Origin of the sequence: Peribacillus huizhouensis (genome assembly GCF_014138605.1) — a bacterium.
GTDB lineage: Bacteria > Bacillota > Bacilli > Bacillales > DSM-1321 > Peribacillus > Peribacillus huizhouensis.
In genome coordinates this window covers 1-16,541 of sequence record NZ_JACJHX010000009.1, presented here as the reverse complement: position 1 = coordinate 16,541, position 16,541 = coordinate 1, and the positions used below count along the sequence as shown (strand labels likewise).

The 16,541-nt window shown below is 35.5% G+C and carries 16 protein-coding genes; 11 read left to right on the top strand and 5 right to left on the bottom strand.

The window, feature by feature from the left end; all coding sequences use genetic code 11:
- The first annotated feature begins 294 nt into the window (after positions 1-294).
- The 6 genes from HNP81_RS14240 to HNP81_RS14215 all read left to right on the top strand — a co-directional run bounded on the left by HNP81_RS14240 (position 295) and on the right by HNP81_RS14215 (position 6,615).
- On the top strand, positions 295-1,047 hold the full coding sequence (locus HNP81_RS14240; protein WP_182503091.1) for a DeoR/GlpR family DNA-binding transcription regulator: 753 nt from the start codon (positions 295-297) through the stop codon (positions 1,045-1,047).
- Positions 1,044-1,964: a 1-phosphofructokinase gene (gene pfkB, locus HNP81_RS14235; protein WP_182503090.1), complete on the top strand. Its 921-nt coding sequence runs from the start codon at positions 1,044-1,046 to the stop codon at positions 1,962-1,964. Before HNP81_RS14240 ends, pfkB begins: the two co-directional genes overlap by 4 nt.
- Before the next feature lie 4 nt (positions 1,965-1,968).
- Entirely contained in the window at positions 1,969-3,840 is a 1,872-nt protein-coding gene (locus HNP81_RS14230) for a PTS fructose transporter subunit IIABC (protein ID WP_182503089.1), read from the top strand.
- 723 nt (positions 3,841-4,563) lie between these two features.
- On the top strand, positions 4,564-5,160 hold the full coding sequence (locus HNP81_RS14225) for a cell wall hydrolase (RefSeq protein ID WP_028391421.1): 597 nt from the start codon (positions 4,564-4,566) through the stop codon (positions 5,158-5,160).
- A gap of 152 nt (positions 5,161-5,312) precedes the next feature.
- A complete protein-coding gene (trhA, locus tag HNP81_RS14220) occupies positions 5,313-5,966 on the top strand; it encodes a PAQR family membrane homeostasis protein TrhA (RefSeq protein ID WP_028391420.1) in 654 nt (217 codons plus the stop codon).
- Positions 5,967-6,129: 163 nt separating this feature from the next.
- Positions 6,130-6,615 carry a YusW family protein gene (locus HNP81_RS14215; protein ID WP_182503088.1) on the top strand — a complete coding sequence of 162 codons (486 nt, stop codon included), beginning with the start codon at positions 6,130-6,132 and terminating at the stop codon, positions 6,613-6,615.
- Positions 6,616-6,660: 45 nt separating this feature from the next.
- Here HNP81_RS14215 and HNP81_RS14210 read toward each other — a convergent pair whose 3' ends face one another.
- A complete protein-coding gene (locus HNP81_RS14210; RefSeq protein WP_028391419.1) occupies positions 6,661-7,227 on the bottom strand; it encodes a biotin transporter BioY in 567 nt (188 codons plus the stop codon).
- Between the two features lie 270 nt (positions 7,228-7,497).
- Between HNP81_RS14210 and HNP81_RS14205 the strand changes: the two genes are divergently transcribed.
- The 3 genes from HNP81_RS14205 to HNP81_RS14195 all read left to right on the top strand — a co-directional run bounded on the left by HNP81_RS14205 (position 7,498) and on the right by HNP81_RS14195 (position 10,138).
- On the top strand, positions 7,498-8,028 hold the full coding sequence (locus HNP81_RS14205) for an NfeD family membrane protein (RefSeq protein WP_028391418.1): 531 nt from the start codon (positions 7,498-7,500) through the stop codon (positions 8,026-8,028).
- Between the two features lie 13 nt (positions 8,029-8,041).
- Positions 8,042-9,586, top strand: a complete 1,545-nt coding sequence (floT, locus tag HNP81_RS14200; RefSeq protein ID WP_028391417.1) for a flotillin lipid rafts scaffold protein FloT — start codon at positions 8,042-8,044, stop codon at positions 9,584-9,586.
- A 276-nt stretch (positions 9,587-9,862) separates the two neighbouring features.
- On the top strand, positions 9,863-10,138 hold the full coding sequence (locus HNP81_RS14195; protein ID WP_220478590.1) for a hypothetical protein: 276 nt from the start codon (positions 9,863-9,865) through the stop codon (positions 10,136-10,138).
- A 92-nt stretch (positions 10,139-10,230) separates the two neighbouring features.
- Here the strand turns inward: HNP81_RS14195 and HNP81_RS14190 are convergent, their stop codons facing one another.
- The 3 genes from HNP81_RS14190 to HNP81_RS14180 form a co-directional block, all read right to left on the bottom strand.
- Positions 10,231-10,404: a hypothetical protein gene (locus HNP81_RS14190; protein ID WP_154664002.1), complete on the bottom strand. Its 174-nt coding sequence runs from the start codon at positions 10,402-10,404 to the stop codon at positions 10,231-10,233.
- Between the two features lie 79 nt (positions 10,405-10,483).
- Positions 10,484-10,720 (bottom strand): hypothetical protein, encoded by a 237-nt coding sequence (locus HNP81_RS14185; protein ID WP_028391415.1) that lies wholly within the window; start codon positions 10,718-10,720, stop codon positions 10,484-10,486.
- Positions 10,721-10,958: 238 nt separating this feature from the next.
- Positions 10,959-12,575: an ABC-F family ATP-binding cassette domain-containing protein gene (locus tag HNP81_RS14180; protein WP_028391414.1), complete on the bottom strand. Its 1,617-nt coding sequence runs from the start codon at positions 12,573-12,575 to the stop codon at positions 10,959-10,961.
- Between the two features lie 249 nt (positions 12,576-12,824).
- On the opposite strand from HNP81_RS14180, the gene HNP81_RS14175 reads away from it, so the two are divergent.
- Complete coding sequence (locus HNP81_RS14175) at positions 12,825-13,346, top strand: hypothetical protein (RefSeq protein WP_028391413.1); 522 nt, start codon at positions 12,825-12,827, stop codon at positions 13,344-13,346.
- 940 nt (positions 13,347-14,286) lie between these two features.
- Here HNP81_RS14175 and HNP81_RS14170 read toward each other — a convergent pair.
- Positions 14,287-14,757, bottom strand: coding sequence for a hypothetical protein (locus HNP81_RS14170; RefSeq protein ID WP_182503087.1), 471 nt, complete (start codon positions 14,755-14,757; stop codon positions 14,287-14,289).
- 233 nt (positions 14,758-14,990) lie between these two features.
- On the opposite strand from HNP81_RS14170, the gene HNP81_RS14165 reads away from it, so the two are divergent.
- The gene (locus HNP81_RS14165) at positions 14,991-15,554 is read left to right on the top strand and encodes a hypothetical protein (protein WP_182503086.1); all 564 of its coding nucleotides are present in this window, start codon (positions 14,991-14,993) and stop codon (positions 15,552-15,554) included.
- Positions 15,555-16,541 lie beyond the last annotated feature (987 nt).

Genomic DNA, 16,541 nt, shown 5'->3' with positions numbered 1-16,541 from the left:
AAGCGTGTTGAGGGAGACCCCGCAAGTGCAAAGCACTGAGGAGGCTTCTGAGACCGCCCGCGGAAAGCGAGGACCTGCAACGGAAATCAACCCGGATTATTAGTGTAAAAATGATTGAAAAGCAACAAAGTATGTGAAAACAGCCTTTGATTTTTTAAAAATCTTACGGTAATCTTCCATGAAAATGAATGATTTTGAAAATAAATATAATAATATGAATGATTTTGAATGATTTTGATTGAATTTTTACGAAAAATCATTTATTATACAACTATAACAAGGGAGGTAATTACTATGTTAACAACTGAGAGGCATCAATTGATTTTAGCTTTGCTGAAAGAGCAAGGGACAATTAAGCTTCAAGACCTTGTTGAGCAGCTCCAAGCTTCTGAATCAACGATTAGACGTGATTTAGTTCAATTAGAAGAAATGAAAGCGTTAAAACGAGTACATGGTGGCGCAGCTTTATTAAAGCAAAAAGGAATAGAACCTTCATTAAATGAAAAAAGGTATGCGAATCATTTAGAAAAACAGCAAATTGGCAGATTAGCTGCTTCTTATATTGACAACGATGACTGTGTTTATCTTGATGCCGGAACGACTGTATTTGAAATGATCCCTTTTATTAAGGAAAAGAACGTGACTGTTCTCACAAATGGACTTATGCATATTCCATTGTTAATGGAGGCTGATATAAAAACATTTCTAGTCGGAGGAAAATTGAAAGTAGCAACGAATGCAATTGTGGGAAGTCAAGCAGTTCAGTTTCTATCTGATTATCGGTTTGATAAATGTTTTTTAGGAATGAATGGGATTCATCCCGATTATGGATTGACTACACCGGATCCTGATGAAGCTCTGTTAAAAATGAGAGCGATTCAATTATCGAATAAATCTTATGTTCTTGCAGATAGTTCTAAACTTTATGAAACAACATTTGCTAAAGTTGCAGCCATTGAAGAGGCTACGATCATAACTGATGTAAATGATGAAGAAGCGGTACTTTCATTACAAAAACATTCAAATGTAAAGGTTGTGACTCCATGATATATACAGTAACACTTAATCCTTCCATCGATTATATAGTGGAAGTTGATCAGTTCAAATTAAATCAATTAAATCGAACAAAGCAAGATTCAAAATTTCCTGGAGGTAAAGGAATAAATGTTTCTCGTGTTCTAAAAAGAATCAATGTGGATTCAATTGCTCTTGGTTTTTTGGGGGGATTTACCGGTTCATTCATTCGTGACTTTTTAAAGGATGAACAAATTCAGACGGACTTCATTGAGGTTGCAGAGGATACAAGGATCAATGTTAAATTGAAAAGTGATAGTGAGACAGAGATCAATGGCTTGGGACCGAATATTTCTAGTCTTAAATATGAACAAATTTTGGAGAAAATCAAACAATTAAAAAAGGGGGATACGATTATCTTAGCGGGTAATGTAGCTCCCAATATGCCTGTCGACTTTTATGAAACGGTTTCAATGGAATGTGAACATAAAGGGATAGACGTAATTGTGGATACAAGCGGACCTTCATTATTGAATGTGCTGAAATATAAACCGTTATTTATTAAACCGAACCATCATGAACTGGGAGAGATTTTTGATACGGAGATTTATACGCTCAAGGATGCTGCTACATACGGTAAGAAGCTTGTAGCATTAGGTGCGCAAAATGTGATTGTTTCCATGGCAGGTGATGGTGCAGTCTTATGCACATCTGACAAAATCTATACAGCAAATGTTCCAAAAGGAACCGTAGTGAATTCAGTTGGAGCGGGTGACTCGCTAGTAGCAGGCTTTGTAGGGACGTATAAAAAAACAGGGAATCTACTTGAAGCATTTAAATTTAGTATTGCTTCAGGAAGTGCGACTGCGTTTTCAGCTGACCTTTGTCAAAAAGCCGATATCGAACGTTTAGTACCACAGATTGAAGTTAGTGAGATTACAGGGGGATAAATGGATGAAAATCACCGATTTACTAAAAAAAGAGACAGTAATTATTGATTTAAAAGCAACAACGAAGTTAGATGCCATTGATGAATTAATTGAAAAATTATCAAGTGCTGAACGTTTGAATGATAAAGTAGCATATAAAAAAGCCATAATAGCTCGTGAAGAACAAAGTACAACGGGGATTGGGGAAGGAATAGCTATTCCTCATGCAAAAACAGCAGCGGTCAAAACACCGAGCATTGCGTTTGCTCGCTCATCACAAGGCGTGGATTATGAATCACTTGATGGTATGCCGGCGCATTTACTCTTTATGATAGCTGCAAGTGAAGGAGCGAACAATGCTCATTTGGAAACCTTATCAAGATTGTCTTCTTTATTAATGGATGCTAGCTTTCGTGACCAATTACTAGCTGCTACATCAGAAGCTGAGATCATTTCATTGATCGACAAAAAAGAACAAGAAAACGCAGAGGCTGAAGAAGCAGAAAAAAATGAACCGGTTTCTTCTGCAGGAAATAAAAAAATCTTGGCCGTTACCGCTTGTCCAACTGGTATTGCACACACATATATGGCTGCCGATGCACTTAAAGCAAAAGCGAAAGAAATGGGTGTTGATATCAAAGTTGAAACGAATGGTTCTACAGGGATTAAAAATGGCTTAACAGCCGCAGAAATTGAAGAGGCGGATGCGATTATTGTTGCAGCGGATAAACAAGTTGAAATGAATCGATTCGCGGGTAAAAAAGTAGTAATTGTACCTGTTGCACAAGGAGTACGCAAACCGGACGAATTGATAACGCGAGCAATAAATGGCGACGCACCTGTTTATCAAGGTGATAATAGTAAGACGGAAAGCAAAGAAAAAGTGGGGAATGGAATTTATAAACATTTAATGAGTGGTGTCAGCAACATGCTTCCGTTCGTAGTTGGCGGTGGTATTCTGATTGCCCTATCCTTTATGTTTGGTATTCATGCAAATGACCCTGCTGATCCAAGCTATAATCCGATTGCAAAGGCTTTAAGTGATATTGGTGGAGGAGGAGCCTTCTTCTTTCTAGTGCCAATACTTGCGGGTTTCATCGCGAGCAGTATTGCTGATCGACCTGGATTTGCACCTGGTATTGTCGGTGGTTACTTAGCAGCAGAAGCAGGTGCTGGATTTTTAGGTGGTTTGATTGCCGGGTTCCTTGCTGGTTATGTCGTGTTAGGCTTGAAAAAATTATTTAATACTCTCCCAGTAACATTGGAAGGGATTAAACCTGTATTACTTTATCCTGTGTTTGGTATATTAATTACTGGACTTATTATGATGTTTGTTATAAACGGGCCAGTTTCAGCAATTAACAGCGGTCTTACGAATTGGCTACAAAGCTTGTCAGGTACGAATGCAGTCTTACTTGGTATATTGCTAGGTGGAATGATGGCAATTGATATGGGCGGTCCTATTAATAAAGCTGCCTTTACATTTGGAATAGCGGCAATTGAAGCGCAAAGCTTTGGTCCACACGCAGCAGTTATGGCAGGTGGTATGGTTCCTCCGCTCGGAATTGCCCTTGCTACAATCCTGTTTAAACATAAATTTTCTGATACAGAAAAGAAATCAGGGTTTACGAATATTTTCATGGGAGCATCCTTCATTACAGAGGGAGCCATTCCATTTGCAGCAGCTGATCCGATACGTGTGATTATAAGTAGCGTAATAGGTGCAGCAACAGCTGGGGGATTATCGATGTTATTTAAGGTAACTTTGCCAGCTCCACATGGTGGAATTTTTGTTATTCCTCTTGTCAATCACCCATTATTCTATATATTAGCTATCTTAATCGGCTCGTTAGTCACTGGAATTATTCTTGGACTTTGGAAAAAGAAAACGGTATAACAAATTTTAAAAGATGACCGATGGTGTTCAGTTTAACACTTCATGGGTCATCTTTTATATCGGCTCTTTTCGTAAAGAATGTTGTTTTTAGCAAGAAACCAATTCGAACAGATGTTGATCTTCGTTACAGGTGCGAGACTCCTGCGGGAAAAGCGTGTTGAGGGAGACCCCGCAAGTGCAAAGCACTGAGGAGGCTTCTGAGACCGCCCGCGGAAAGCGAGTACCTGCAACGGAAATCAACCCGGGTTATTAGTGTAAAAATGATTGAAAAGCAACAAAGTATGTGAAAACAGCCTTTATATATGATAAACATGAATTTACTTTTAAGAAAGAGATTTTCTATCCTGAGTTAAAGGTCAATAAAACATAATTATAGAAATTCCCTAAAATAGAATGAATGAACTTGTAATAAAACAGCTTGAATAAAATTCATCTAATTGAGTAAGGCGAAAAATGTATTCGTTTATTTTATAATAAATACCATAAAGTGAAATTAATTCTAATGTAAGTTCATGCACTGCTTCCATGTTATTCAATGGCTAAATTATGTAAGGTAAAGATAATGTTCGTATAAACACTGATATGGTACACTGTAGCGGCAATTTAATTAAGCAATCCATGGAATATCTATTTTTTACCTTGATTTCCTTGGCAAAAATTGAACACTGAAAAAGGCTTGAATACTTGTTATCCTTGTGAAGTGCTTAACAAGGAGGTTACAGGATGAAACTTTTAAGTATCGTGATATGTATCATCACTTTTAGTTTAATTTCAATTGGGTATAAATTACCTGTCAATACATCTGTGGTATATGCTGCAGAGAAACAACATATTGCTAAACAAGGCGAAACGATTTGGGACATCGCAAAGCAGTATGGTGTGCCAATTGAAAAGTTAAAAGAAGTTAATGATAATGACAATAATGTCGTTATTCCCGGCGAAACATTTATCATACCTACTATTATAAGTGATCGTGATAAAGAGTTGTTAAGCAGATTAGTTCATGCGGAAGCGAAGGGTGAGCCATATGAAGGTAAGGTTGCAGTAGCTGCTGTTGTTTTGAACAGGGTTCATGATGATGCTTTTCCGGATACGATTTCTAAAGTCATTTATCAGAACAACCAGTTTTCACCGGTAGATGACGGTAGTATCCGTCAACCTGCTGACGAAGATTCGAAAAAAGCTGTTAATGAAGCACTCGCGATTCAGGGTTATACGTATGATCAATTATATTTTTATAATCCGAGCATCTCAGACAGTAAATGGATGAGAACGCTAAAAGTGACGAAAATAATCGGTGGGCATCATTTTGCTATTTAAACTTATGAAAAAAAGGATGAAGGAGATAGACATGCCTTCACTCCTTTTTTTTTTATTCTACAATGAAGTGGAGTATAATAGGTGGAGCGAATAAAAAAAGGTCGTTATTTCTAATAATAGGGAATAATGACCAGGAAATTGGAGCTGAATGAATGGCTAATACTCATGTTTATACAAAGAAAGAAGAAGTTGCCAATGCAATTACACACGGTATTGGTGTATTGCTTAGTATTGCCGCTTTAGTATTTTTAATCATTTTTTCAGCACAGCAAGGAAATGCCTGGCATGTGACAGCTGCTACAATTTATGGTATTTCGATGCTCACCTTGTTTATAGCTTCAACTTTGGTACATAGTTTTCCAGAAGGAAAAGCGAAAGATGTTTTTGAGATTTTCGATCACTCAGCAATCTATTTTTTCATTGCAGGAACATATACGCCGATTATGCTTATTGCTGTCCATGGTACGCTTGGTTGGACTCTTCTTAGTATCGTCTGGGCAGTAGCTATAGTAGGGACTGTTTTTAAAGCATTCTTTGTGAAAAAATTTCTATTTCTCTCGACCCTTTTGTATATCGCAATGGGATGGATGATTGTCATCGCTTGGGGACCCATTTCAGCAACTTTGCCTGCAACGGGTGTCCATTTATTACTGATAGGTGGTTTACTTTACACAGTCGGAGCCGTATTCTACGTGTGGCGGGGGTTTCCATTCCATCACGCAGTATGGCATTTATTTGTATTAGGCGGATCTGCTGCACATTTTTTTGCTGTATTACTGTATATACTTCCAATTCAGATTTTGTAACGAGTCAACCATATTGATTTTCAACTAGGGAGATATTGAATTTAACACAATAATCAACGATATAAATAACTTGGTGATTTTAGTTAGAAGATTTCTTTTACAAGGTTTAAATTTCTTTAAAAGGGAAATATATAAACTAATAAGGATAAGGAGGTCCGATTTTGTGAAAAAGTCATTACAAGTATTATTTGTATCATTTGCAGCCTTATTTATGCTGGCTGCTTGTGGAAACAAAAACGTGGTTGATAATCCCCCTGCGGAAGAAAAGGGCGGACAAACCAGTGGACAATCTAATGTAGATCAGGGTCAAATTCAGGACACAGAATTAGCTTCTAAAGCTAAATTTAAGGAATTTGAACTTAATGTGGAGTATGCGAACGATAAAGAGTTTAGTGTTGATTTTGACACATTAGGTGATATGGAAGCGTCTATTGAAGATGAAATCAATGGGAAGAATATTTATGGTGACGACGCGATGGTCCAATTAAACACTAAATTTGATCAACTAACTTTTACAAAAGATACATCAGATAATGAAGTCATTAAAGAAGTACTTCAAGTGTTTAACCTTGATGAAAAATATCAGGATTTTGAATTAGACGTTCATTTTGATGATGGTACAAAAAAAGAATATAAGAATAAAAAATAAACAAAAAGGAGCAGCGGCGCTGTTCCTTTTTTTGTTTATTGATAATCAAGCTGTAGTGCTCTTAGGAAGTACTTTGGCTGACTCTAATCTGGAACGAAGTAGAATTCCTAACCAGCCAGCCAGGATGGCTTTGGCAATACCGACAAGGATGAAAGGGAAAAAACCTCCAACAAATGCAGCTGTCCATGACAACGATGCTGCGACTTTAAGCCAGGCTGTACCAATGAGTAATGGAAAGAACATAGAAATGATGTTTGCAATTATTGCGTGAAACACAGTGAATTTCGTTTTTTCAAGATAAAAGCCAACGAAAAAAGCCGCTGGAATAAAACCAATTAAATAGCCGCCAGTTGGCCCAACTATTCGTGAGATACCACTTGTCATTTCTGCAAACACAGGTATGCCAACTGCTCCGAGTAATAAGTAAAGAAGTACAGAATAAGTTCCTCTTTTTGCTCCTAATATTGTTGCTGCTAAGCCAACAGCTAATGTTTGCCCTGTAAACGGAACAGGGGGAATTGGAATCATAACTTGTGAGAAAATTCCAATGATTGCAGAGAATAAAGCAATAATAATTAAATTTATTAACCGAGTTTGACTATTTGTGCGCAAGACTTCCACTCCTTTGTTAACTTAAAAAATAATCAGGTTTACAATATGATTTTAATCATAAAAATGGTAACTGTCAATCTATTAATTACTAACAACTTATCGAAAGAGTGAATACAAACATGAATTCAAATATTTTCAAAAAAACGAAACCAAAGCAAAACAAATCCGTATAGTAGGTAAGCAACAAAAAAATAAGAAAGGAGTGTTTATTTTCTATGTAAATGAAAGGTATAGCCAGAATTAAAAATCGAGATAAAAGGGATGAGGACAATGGAGTTATTTGGATTATCACTTGAAACGATCTACTTATATACCTTAATTATTTCTGGTACATTGACCATATTATTAATTTTATTCAATGATATCCTTTCCGGTATGGAAGCTCCCGATTACTTAAATCCGGTATTAATCCTCGCATTTCTCACCGTTTTCGGTGCTTCAGGTTATCTTTTTGAAAAGGTAACCACTTTGCATAGTGGTTTATCTGCAGTAATATCTGGCTTCATTGCGTTCCTGATTGTCAGTATGTTGAATATTTTCATTCTAATACCATTGTCTTCTGCAGAAGAATCATTAGTCATTTCTGAATCGGATTTGAAGGGGAGAACTGGAAAAGTGCTAACATCCATTCCAGTCGATGGTTATGGAGAAGTACTGATAGAAGGCGCGAGCGGCTCAATTGCTAAGCCGGCAGTCAGCTTTGATAATAAAGCAATTTCAGAAGCATCGATTGTATTAGTGATTGAAGCGAAAAATGGCGTATTACATGTTATGTCACAACAACAGTTAGAAATTAAATAGGAGGATACTTAGAATGCTTGATTATTTATGGATTATTGGTGTAGTTGTTGTTTTATTATTAGCACTTATTGGGGTCTTTATTACGAAATACCGAACTGCTGGGCCTGATGAGGCTTTAATTATTACAGGAAGTTATTTAGGAAGTAGAAATGTACACACAGATGAATCGGGCAATAAAATTAAAATCGTCCGTGGCGGCGGTGCATTCGTACTCCCTGTTTTTCAACAAGCAGAACCGCTAAGCTTGTTATCTAGTAAATTAGAAGTTTCCACACCAGAAGTTTACACAGAGCAAGGTGTTCCAGTAATGGCAGATGGTGTTTCCATCATAAAGATTGGCAGCACTATCAATGAGATTGCCACTGCTGCCGAACAGTTCTTAGGAAAAGCGAAGGAAGACCGCGAACAAGAGGCGCGTGAAGTGCTTGAAGGACATTTGCGATCCATCCTTGGTTCAATGACAGTAGAAGAAATTTATAAAAATCGTGAAAAATTTTCACAAGAAGTTCAGCGGGTTGCTTCACAGGATCTTGCAAAAATGGGATTGGTGATTGTATCATTCACGATTAAAGACGTTCGTGATAAAAACGGCTATCTGGACTCTCTTGGAAAACCACGTATTGCTCAAGTAAAACGTGATGCTGATATTGCTACAGCTGAAGCAGATAAAGAAACAAGAATTAAGCGTGCTGAAGCATCGAAAGAAGCACAGCAAGCAGAACTAGAACGTGCAACAGAAATTGCTGAAGCAGAAAAAATTAATAAATTGAAAATTGCAGAATTCCGCAGAGAACAAGATATTGCCAAAGCCCGAGCTGACCAAGCATACGATTTGGAGACGGCTCGTTCGAAACAAGAAGTAACGGAACAGGAAATGCAAATTAAAATCATTGAACGACAAAAGTTAATAGAACTAGAGGAGAAAGAGATTCTGCGTCGTGAAAAGCAATATGATTCAGAAGTAAAGAAAAAAGCAGATGCAGATCGCTATGCAGTTGAGCAAGCCGCTTCAGCAAATAAAATGAAAGATATAGCTGAGACAGATGCGAATAAATACCGTGTTGAAGCAATGGCGAAAGCAGAAGCAGAAAAAATTAGAGTTGATGGACTGGCAAAAGCGGAAGCACAGAAAGCCCAAGGAACGACTGAAGCTGAAATTATTCGATTAAAAGGGGTGGCAGAAGCAGAGGCAAAACAAAAAATCGCCGAAGCATTCGAACAATTCGGTCAAGCGGCTGTTATGGACATGATTCTGAAAATGTTACCTGAATATGCAAAACAAGTGGCAGCTCCATTAGGCAATATTGATAAGATTACGGTAGTAGACACAGGCAGTAATGGCCCTAACAGCGGCGCCAACAAAGTAACTAGCTATGCAACTAACCTTATGTCAACTTTACAGGAATCACTTAAGGCTTCATCTGGAATTGATGTGAAAGATTTACTCGAAAGTTTCGCTGGTAAAAGAAATACTTATATAGACCGAAATCATGCAGAAACTGAACTCGTTGAATCAAACTTAACAATGGCAGTAAGTAAAGACACAAAAGAAAAATAATGGCTTAATAGAATGTTAAAAGGGTCTGATCTCAAACTCTAAAAACAGTAAATAGTGTTTTGTTACTGTTTTTAGAGTTTCGCGGTCAGGCTCTTTGTATTTTAAAGGAAAAAATCAACCATCTTCATAGCCATGAGGTGCGAAGCTACCTCTTTTCACAAAATAAGCAGATTTGTACCGTTATTTTAAAACCAAAGATGAATGCCTATGCAAATAATTTGATGAAACATACACCTAATAGGAATAGGTATCAAGAAAAAAACGAGGAGGATTATAATGAATAATCAAGAATTTCCTTATTATGTTCATGGTTATGATCTAAGAGGTCCCATATATGGTGGTCGTTCAGGATTTGGGGGAATACCCGGCGGATTCGGTGGTTTTGGCTTTGGCGGTTTTGGCAGTGGGTTAGCTGGTGGTTTGCTCGGAGGACTTGCGGCAGGAGCGTTATTAGGTGGAAGCTTTGGCGGATATGGTGTTAGACCTAGTCCATATCCATATCCATATCCATATCCCTACCAGTATCCATACGGGGGGTATCCGGTATATTGATCTCGAAATGAGGAGAATTTTCAAGTAGACCTCGTATTCTATACAAATTATTTAGTTACGGGGTCTTAATCTTTAAATTTGCTTTTAAAGAATCAATTCCAATCAAATTGGTCAAATATCTTTGTTAATACCCACCAGAAAGCGCGGAAAGGTAAACTTATCATTTGAATAAGTAAATAAAATATCCCTTCTCCGATTAACTCTCCGATGAATTCCTTTATTTTTACAAATCGTCTTTTTTTCAGCTTTTTAATTCGTTTATTCATACGTAAACACACCATTCAAATAAAGTACTATTTCATGGGTTTAGTATGATGGATTTTATATCAAAAGTATATCGTTTTATCAATGAATCCAATTATTATTAACGGAGATATTTTGAAAAATTCTAAAATGAAAAGCAAATTCGTCAAAAAAAATTGGTTCATTTTCTTTGAATTCATAGCAATTTAAAAAACTCTGTAATATTTCTGGGTTTGATTTACCGAGTAAGTTTGTGACATAAAACTGATATTGGAATTTTTCAAACAAAAACAAAAGGCCAGCTTCTTCAAAAAATTCTTTAGTTTCGTATACGTTCATGAATCATCACTCCTTAATTCCATTATGCCTAAACAGCTCTAACATAAACCTCGGTAGAATAATTGAAGAATTAAAGGGGATAATAGAGAAGAAATTTCCACATTTTAACAATTACCTCGTCAGAATATAGTGTGCCATGATTATATCAAGAATAGATTAAATTAAGAATATAGGGTTCTAAGCTTTAAGCATATAAAGAAAAGGTGACTCATATTGAGTCACCCTCGGATGAAACTACTTAATACATCGCTGCAATTTGTTTTTGAAGTTCACTATTTTCAAGATATTCATCATAAGTTACTTGTTTATCTACCGTTCCATTTGGAGTAATTTCAATAATACGGTTAGCAATCGTTTGAGTAAATTGATGATCGTGTGATGCAAAAATCAATGAACCTTTAAAGTTAATAAGACCATTATTCAAAGCAGTGATTGATTCTAAGTCAAGGTGGGATGTTGGTTCATCAAGCATAAGGACATTTGAACCACTTAACATCATTTTTGATAACATGCAGCGCACCTTTTCTCCACCAGAAAGAACACTAGGTTTCTTTAATACCTCTTCACCAGAGAATAGCATTCTTCCTAAGAAACCACGTAGGAAGTTTTCTGTTTGATCGTTTGGTGAGTATTGACGTAACCAATCGACTAATGTAGTATCAATACCTTCAAAATATTCAGCGTTGTCTTTCGGGAAATAGGCTTGAGAAGTAGTAACTCCCCATTTGAATGAACCACTATCTGGTTCCATTTCGCCTGCTAAAATTTTAAACAGAGTTGTTTTAGCAATTTCGTCTTTACCAACTAAAGCAATTTTATCATCTTTGTTCATGATGAAGCTCACATTATCTAGTACTTTAACACCGTCAATTGTTTTCGAGATGCCTTCCACACGTAATAAATCATTGCCGATTTCTCTTTCCGGCGTGAACGCGACATATGGATAACGACGGGATGACGGCTGAATATCATCTAAAGTAATTTTATCAAGCAATTTTTTACGAGAAGTTGCTTGGCTTGATTTCGAAGCATTAGCACTAAATCTTGCAACGAATGCTTGTAATTCTTTAATTTTTTCTTCTTTTTTCTTGTTTGCATCTTGAGCCATTTTAAGTGCAAGTTGACTTGATTCATACCAGAAATCATAGTTACCAACGTATACTTTGATTTTGCCAAAATCAAGATCAGCGATATGAGTACAAACTTTATTTAGGAAGTAACGATCATGTGAAACAACAATGACCGTGTTTTCAAAATTGATTAAGAATTCTTCTAACCATTTAATTGCTTTTAAGTCAAGGTGGTTGGTAGGCTCATCTAGAAGAAGAACATCGGGTTTACCGAATAGGGCTTGAGCAAGTAATACTTTTACTTTATCTCCACCTGATAATTCGGCCATTTTCTTTGTGTGAAGATCTTCACCAATTCCTAGACCTTTAAGAAGGATAGCCGCTTCAGATTCTGCTTCCCATCCATTCATATCAGCGAATTCGCCTTCGAGTTCAGCTGCTTTCATGCCGTCTTCGTCTGTGAAATTTTCTTTCATGTAGATGGCATCTTTTTCTTGCATCACTTGGTACAATTTTTCATGCCCCATAATTACTACTTTAAGTACTTCATGTTCTTCAAATTCAAAATGGTTTTGTTTCAAAATAGCAAGGCGTTCACCTGGACCCATGTGAACGTCGCCTGTTTGAGCTTCTATTTCACCAGAAAGGATTTTTAGAAATGTAGATTTTCCAGCTCCGTTTGCCCCAATCAGACCGTAACAGTTGCCCGGGTTGAACTTTATATTAACTTCATCAAATAACTTACGGTCACCATAGCGCAAGCCGACATTATTAACAGTAATCATTTACTTACATACCTCCAATGACAATATCTATAAAAGTATACCATGTATTACAGTCGTGGAGAAATGTTTTCAGTTAAACTGTGAATTTATCTCCAAATCTTTGTTATTAATCATCAATTCCAGCAAATTTTTGTAAAAGTGAACGAAATTTAGGGGAAATAATAAAATTTATTAAAAATTTGAAACTTTTTTGGTCTTGAATACGTTTAATAATATAGAGATACAAAATTATTGTAGGGGTGAATGTTCGTGTCAAGAAATACGATATTGGTTGGTTTATGTAGCACGATCATATTGTTAAGTTCCTGCAGTTATTTTTCTGTCAGCAGCACGGAAGATGCAAATCTTCAGGAAATGAAGATCATAGATGAAAACTTACAATTAAAAGATAAAATAGCGGAATTAGAGGAAAATCTATCAATGCTTGAAAAGAATCAACAAACTGCTTCTAGTATTAATGAAAATGTTTTTCATTTTATGAAAGCAATCGAAACGAAGGATTTAGTCGAGTTGAAGAAAAGAGTGGCAGAAGATGTTCGTATCGAGCCAACTGGTATTATATTTGATAATGGGGAATATTTGAAATTCGACTTCATTCGTTCTAAAGATTACCTGAAATTGAAAGAGCATGAGATTAATTCTGATAATGGTATTTTCGTATATGAGTTTTTTTCCGTTGGCAAAAATGAAAGAGCGGGGCAGCTGTCAGTTGAAGTTGTGCACCAGAAAAATGGCTGGAAAATAAATTATGTCACAGAAGATATTATATAACATCCTTTTTATTAAAAGTTGGGATAATAATTCACAGTAGAATTTTATTAATGTTCTAATTCTATAAAAAATATGGCTCGCCATCGTATGCAACTAGAGGCTGTACAGAAAGGTTGTCATTCATGGATAAATGCTATTGTTATGAAAAATATAAAGATGAGCTTCCTAAAGGGGTAAAGATTTCTTGTTTCAAGGATGCGTGCAAAAATTATAGAGAGCACAATGCAGAAATCCTTAAAGAATTGGAGGATAATCAAAAAGAATAAATGGTCGAACTGTTCATCCGAAAGGACATAAATAGTTCGACCATTTTTTATGGTTAATAAATGCTAAATTATTTACTTCCTTAGAATGGGACAAGAATAAAAAGTACTTTCACAATTCTTAAAAAGTTATATCTTTAAATAAACCAACTCTTGCTATACATAGTACCTCGGATGTCCAAAAATTCGAATTGAAAGGCGAACTATACAATTGAAATGATGAGGTCATATTAGCACGAATCAAGTATAAGAATATATTCAATAATCTATATTTTAGTCAGAAATTAGTATTGTTGATTTCATAGCCGCGTATTAAATGATTAAAAGTCGGTGGCAATATTAGGACTTTTCTGTGTAAAGGGGCGGGGGCTTCGCAAATTCACCTCCGTACCGCCACCTTCATAAGGTGATCCAATTTGAGAATCGTTATGTTGTCAGGCTCAACTGAGCAGTCAAAAGAAAGAGAAGAAAGGGTTTCTATCAAAGTTTTTTGGATGAAGTAAAACGAAGGGGACATTGCAAGAAGGCTTCCATCTTGGGTTGGAAGCTCTTTTTTATTTCAGTACATTGAAAACCCGATCTTCTTTGAATGTATGATTTTCGTTATTTTCGTACATTCAAAAGACCACCAATTTGGTGGTCACGTTGTTGAAGCACCCGTTGTGAAAGAAGAACCTTCACTTACTGTGTCTTCTTAAATGATTCTTTGCTTCTTTAACGATAGTTACAATTAAGGAGACCTTACTTAATTTTGATTGATTATCTCCATATCTAAAATCATCTATCATTTCGCTAATATTGCACCATTCTTCTAGATCTTCGGGATAATCTAGGTCACGAGCTACGACATAAATTTGATAAGCTATATCAATGGCATTATTTTCATCTTTTATTATCTTTTTTGATAAATACTGAATGTAAAATTCTGCACACTCTTTATATGATGGTTCCTGTATATCTAACTCATTTAAAGCCTTTCTAAAATAATGTTCCACCTCAAAGATATTGAGAGGTTCTCCTAGAGAAGAAAGGATATTCAAAGAAAAAGATGAACAATCACTTTCCAACATCTTCAAAGCCCAATTAATATAATCAATTGGTTTAACATTACTATGATGTATTTTATAAAACAAAATAAAAGTTTCCATATCATTCGACCCCTATTAGTATTGTTAGCCTATTATATCGGTCTAATGCCTTCTTGCACTAACCTGCCCGTAGCTTAATAAGCTAGATTAAAAAACTCCTTTTATTTTAAGATGAGTTTACATAATCACCCTTATAGGAAAAATCATGAGAACTTGAATAAAATACTAGATACTCTATAAATGGTTACGTAATATATAATGGAATTATTCTGTATTAGAAAGTAGGTCATTGTTTGAGAAAATTTATCCTCTATATATTATTTTTTCTTCTCATTTTCGATATTTTTCATTTGATTTATCGAATAAAGCAATACAATCTTGCTAATTTAGATTATGGTGATTTTCTTTCAATAATCACACTTTTAATTGCAATTTTGTTCATCATTCAATTAAATAGGCCAAAGAAAAAATTAACAAAATTTAAGCATTTCCATTCGGAAGCCTTTAATGCCGAAGAGAGAAAAGAGTATGAAAAAGCACTTCAAATTAGAGAAGAAGGTTTAAGATTAACCACTCTAAATAATCTTCAACGCGCAGAGCTTTACTTTGGAAATGGAGGCACTTATCTATATCTGAATGATTATGAAAAAGCCACATATTACTTTGATAAATCCTTTGAACTAACTAAGGAAGAGAAATTCCCATACGATGATCAATACGTCACGATTATTGAAAGTTATGTAAAGGCTAATAGAAAAAATGACGCTATTCATTTAGTTGAAGACTTATTGAAAAGACAATCTTATAATAAAAAATTTAAAAAGCTAGAACCCGTAAGAGATAGATTATTAATGTAATTCTAAGAGTATGCTCTATACAAATCTAGTTAACATAAAGTCAATTTTCGGAACTTCCGAAACATAGAACCCCTTGAGTACCAAGAGGTTCCGAATTGTCCATTTTTATGGTCTATACATGATTTTATACATGGTTGATGAATCAACATTTTCGGCTTCTGAAGAAGACTGGTAGCTTCATAAAAAAGGGGTGTTTTATGCAAATTCTTCTTTCACTTAAGCTACCCGTTTGTACAATAAGAAAAAACGGTCCTTCGTTACTGAAGGGGCGTACCAGTTAGCTTAAAAATGGCAATTAAACTATGGTTTTATTTGTTTATCAAGTAAGAGCAATAACTTTCTTTGAGCTTCACTATTACGAATAATTTTTTTACACGAATAGTGCTTTGTAAATAACCTCTAACGTGTTTATTTGTAAAAAACAATCTGTGATATTTCTCATCTTCATATATCTTTTTAAACCAACCTTGTTGTTTTAACAGTTCAATGTTATCGTCAATTTTTTTGTATCCAAACCAGTGCTACTTCCACCGAGCAATTCTCCTAATAACTCAAATATAAAGTTAAGAATTGCTAAATCCTGTCCTACTTTTTTAAATTTATTATTGATTTTAGCTTAATTTTTACTAATCCTTGTTCAACTAAACTGAAAGGTTAGTTGAATAAGGTTTTTTAATGTATGATTTTAGATATTATCGTACATTCAAAACATTATGAACGCAAGCTAAAACCCCCATTCAATTAATTGAATGGGGGTTTTTATTAGTTTCACCTACTAGATCAAAGTCAAAAAACGCAAACTTGATATTCGTTTACTTTTCTAAGGGAATTTTAAGGTTCTTCTTCTTTTTCTTTAAACTCGAGAGGTTATGATAACAATACAAACAACACGAGGAGGTTATCAAGCATGAACTTGATACCAATGCTATTAACAGGTGCTTTAATCGCGGGTGGTCTAGGAGCTCATACACTGCTTGATAACCAACC